1 protein-coding gene is annotated in these 5,053 nt (G+C 54.8%); it reads left to right on the top strand.

Annotation, left to right across the window (positions count from 1 at the left end; translation table 11 throughout):
- Positions 1 to 5,053 (top strand): beta strand repeat-containing protein (locus ACED36_RS21985; protein ID WP_371733818.1); only part of this gene is annotated, 5,053 nt, incomplete at both ends.

Here is a 5,053-nt window from a genome sequence, read left to right on the forward strand (position 1 = left end):
CCGGCGATACCACCGCGTCGGTAACTGAAGACGTGGGCGCACAAACCGCGTCAGGCACCATCACGATCACCGATGCTGATACGGATGATACGCCAACCATTCCGAATGGCACCTTGGTGGGTGAATATGGCGCATTGACCTTGGTTGATGGCGCTTGGACTTACACCGCGGACAGCGCGTCTATTCAATCATTGGCTGACGGTGATACCGCAACGGATACCATCACGGTCACGGCCTCCGATGGCACCACACAAGACATCGTTATCACCATTACAGGCACGGATGATGCCGCGGTTATTTCCGGTGAGACATCCGGCAACATCACCGAAGATACTGGCGCGCAAACCGCGTCGGGCACCATCACGATCACGGACGCAGATACAGGCGAAACCCCAACCATTCCGAATGGTACGTTGGCAGGTGAGTACGGGTCGTTAACCCTCGTTGACGGCGCATGGACATATACGGTTGACACCGACGCGGTGCAATCTCTTGCTCAAGGTCAAGAAACCACTGACACCATTACCCTCACCGCGAGTGATGGCTCAACGGTCGATGTGGTCATTTCGTTAACCGGAACTAACGATGCCGCTGTGGTCACCGGGGATCTCAGCGCCAGCGTGGCTGAAGGTGGCGAGGCTTCGGTATCGGGTTCTATCAACATCAACGACCCTGATGCTGCTGTCCAGCCCACCCTTGAGAACGGCACGGTGGAAGGTGAATACGGTAGCCTCACTCTGACCGACGGTGAGTGGACGTACACGGTTGACCCTAGCAAAGCACAGTCTTTGGGTGACGGTGATTCAGAAATTGACACCATCACGATCACCGCGTCGGATGGCTCTGAGCACCAAATCACGATCACGGTGACAGGCAGCGATGATGCTTCTGTGGTCACAGGCGTCACCACTGGTGGGGTTGATTTAGGTGCAGACACGCCGGAAACCAGCACATCAGGTACCCTTTCCATTGCAGACGTGGATGACGGCGACTCGCCAAGCTTCACCAACACCACGATCGACGGTGACTACGGTACCTTTACGCTTACTGACGGCGCATGGACCTACACCATCGACCCAGCTAAAGCCGGCGCACTTAACGATGATCAGACAGAGCAAGACGTGTTCACCCTGACCGCCTCAGACGGCACAGTGCAGCAGATCACCGTTGATGTCACGGGCGCTGATGATGCAGCAGTGATCACCGGCGATACCATCGCGGCAATCACTGAAGACGTGGGCACACAAACCGCGTCAGGCACCATCACGATCACGGATGCGGATACCGGTGACACGCCAACCATTCCGAATGGCACCTTGGCGGGTGAATATGGCTCGCTCACGCTCGTGGATGGCGCATGGACATACACCGCAGACAACGCATCCATCCAATCATTGGCCGACGGCGACACAGCCACCGACACCATGACCGTCACCGCGTCTGATGGCACAACCCAAGACATCGTCATTACCATTACGGGTACCGATGACGCCGCCGTGATAACTGGCGATTCCACAGGTAGCATCACTGAAGATGCGGGGGCACAAACTGCTTCTGGCACTCTGACCATCACTGATACTGATACGGGCGAAACCCCAACCATCCCGAATGGCACCTTGACGGGTGAATACGGCTCGGTCACCTTGGTCGATGGCGCATGGACATACACCGCAGACAGCGCGTCCATCCAATCGCTGGGTGATGGTGATATTGCCACCGACACCATTACCGTCACCGCGTCTGATGGCTCGACGCAAGACATTGTCATGACTATCACAGGCACTGACGACGCAGCGGTACTTTCAGGCACATCAACAGCAACCATTACCGATATTAATGCTTCTTCGCAAAACGTCACGGTTGGTCGAGGCAGTGACGGTACGTGGGATGCCAGTAATGGCGACAACTTATACCTCAACTTGAGCAATGTTGGCTCTGACGCCGCCTATAACAACAGTGTGGGTTACTACGTGATGGATGCGGGCGGCAATGTCGTGCGTGCAGCGATCATCTTTGATAATGCACACAGCACCAACGGCACCAGCGTCAACATTAATACCGCCGGTGGCGAGAAGGTCGGCTTGTTTATGATCCCAGACGGTGATAGCAAAGGCTTCAATGTCGGCAGTGTCAGCCTTAGTTTTGGTGGTAGCAGTGTAACGGCCTATCAAGGCGGTGCATCAAGTACCACTTTTGTCTCTGACGCCTCGAAAAATAGCGGTTACGACAACGAATACAATTCAGGCACTTATTCTGCGTGGGAAGACATTGCTGGGGGCGGCGACAGAGACCATAACGATGTCACCTTCTACGTCACCGCCACTCAGCAGCAGGAAAGCCCGATCACCGCCAGTGGATCCGTCTCTGTTTCAGACGTGGATTCTGGTGATACCCCCACCTTGCCAAACACCACGATTCAAGGTGAGTACGGTTCGTTAACCATGACCAATGGCAACTGGACGTATACCTTTGACCCAGACAAAGCCTCGGCCATAGACGAAGAGACATTGGAAACCATTGTCATTACAGATTCAGAAGGTGGTAAGCATGAAATAGTGATTGCCATTCAAGGCACCGACGATGCGCCGATTGTCACAGGCGTATTCTCAGGTGCAGTGACCGAAGGCGATGGGGATGATGTGATCACGGTGAGTGGGACACTTTCAATTTCTGACGCTGATGCGGATGACACACCCGAGTTTGAGAACACAACCATTGACGGTCAATACGGTTCGCTAACACTGGCAGATGGCGAATGGACTTACACACTGGATCCTGTCAAATCTCAAGTCCTGTCTGACACTGACTTTGTGCAGGACACCATCACCCTTACCGCGACAGATGGCACAACGCAAAATGTGGTTATTTCTGTAACAGGCACTGATGATGCTGCTGTGATCACTGGTGATACCACTGCGGCGATCACTGAAGACGTGGGTGCACAAACTGCGTCAGGCACCATCACCATCACGGATGCTGATACAGGCGACACCCCAACCATTCCAAACGGTACCTTGGCGGGCGAATACGGCTCACTCACCTTGGTCGATGGCGCATGGACATACACCGCAGACAGCGCGTCCATCCAATCGCTGGGTGATGGTGATACTGCCACCGACACCATTACCGTCACCGCGTCTGATGGCTCGACGCAAGACATTGTGATTACCATTACGGGCACGAACGATGTCGCGGTCGTCACGGGTGATACCTCTGGCGATGTAACCGACCAAAATACCTCAATATCGGGTTCAATTTCGGTCAGCGACATAGATGACGGTGAAACCGCGACCATCGACAACACCACGATTGAAGGCGAATACGGCTCACTTGTGTTGGTGGACGGAAACTGGACGTTCAACGTCGATTCAGAGAAAGCGCAGACGTTACCTGATGGTCAATCTGCGAACGATGTCTTCACGTTAACGGCCTCAGATGGTTCAACCCATCAAATCACCGTGACCGTTGAAGGCACAGATGATGCGGCTGTGGTCACCGGCGATCTCAGTGCCAGCGTGGCAGAAGGCGGTGATGCCTCGGTATCGGGTTCTATCAACATCAGCGACCCTGATGCTGCGGTACAACCCACCCTTGATAACGGCACGGTGGAAGGCGAATACGGTAACCTCACCCTGACTGACGGCGAGTGGACCTACACGGTTGACCCAAGCAAAACACAGTCTTTGGGTGACGGCGATTCTGAAACTGACACCATCACGATCACTGCATCGGACGGCTCAGAGCACCAAATCACCATCACGGTAACAGGCAGCGATGATGCTTCTGTGGTCACCGGCGTGACCACAGGCGGGGTTGATTTAGGTGCAGACTCACCTGAAACCAGCACATCAGGCACCCTGTCAATTTCTGACGTGGACGACGGTGACTCGCCAAGCTTTACCAACACCACTATTGAAGGTGACTACGGTACCTTTACGCTCACTGATGGCGCATGGACTTACACCATCGATCCAGCTAAAGCCAACGCACTTAACGATAATCAAACCGAACAAGAAGCGTTCACCCTGACCGCCTCAGACGGCACAGTGCAGCAAATCACGGTTGATGTCACTGGCACTGAGGATGCCGCGGTGATCACAGGCGATACCACCGCCAGCCTCACTGAAGATGTCGGGACACAAACTGCTTCTGGCACCATCACGATCACGGATGCGGATACAGGCGACACGCCAACCATTCCAAACGGTACCTTGGCGGGCGAATACGGCTCACTCACCTTGGTCGATGGCGCATGGACATACACCGCAGACAACGCATCCATCCAATCATTGGCCGACGGCGACACAGCCACCGACACTATTACCGTCACCGCGTCTGATGGCACCACCCAAGACATCGTTATCACTATTACAGGCACGGATGATGCGGCGGTAGTGACAGGCGATACGGCGGGCAACACCACGGACCAAGGCACCACGGTGTCTGGCTCTATCAACATCAGTGATGTGGATAACGGTGAAAACCCAACCATCAGTAACACCACCATCGAAGGGGAATACGGCTCATTGAGCTTGGTTGATGGCAACTGGACCTACACGGTTGATCCTGACAGCGCACAAACCCTGCCAGACGGGGAGTCTGCGAACGACACCTTCACCTTAACGGCATCTGATGGGTCAACCCATCAAATCACGGTCACCGTGGAAGGCACCGACGATGCAGCAGTTGTGGCGGGCGTCACCACTGGCGGGGTTGATTTAGGTGCAGACACGCCGGAAACCAGTGTCTCTGGCACCCTTTCCATTACAGACGTGGATGACGGCGACACACCAAGCTTTACCAACACCACGATCGACGGTGACTACGGCACCTTTACGCTGACTGATGGCGCATGGACTTACACCATCGACCCAGCTAAAGCCAACGCACTTAACGATAATCAAACCGAACAAGAAGTGTTCACCCTGACCGCCTCGGACGGCACGGTGCAACAGATCACCGTTGATGTCACGGGCGCTGATGATGCAGCAGTGATCACCGGCGATACCACCGCGTCGGTAACTGAAGACGTGGGCGCACAAACCGCGTCAGG

The organism is Enterovibrio sp. FF113 (assembly GCF_041439165.1).
Classification (GTDB): Bacteria; Pseudomonadota; Gammaproteobacteria; order Enterobacterales; family Vibrionaceae; genus Enterovibrio; species Enterovibrio norvegicus_A.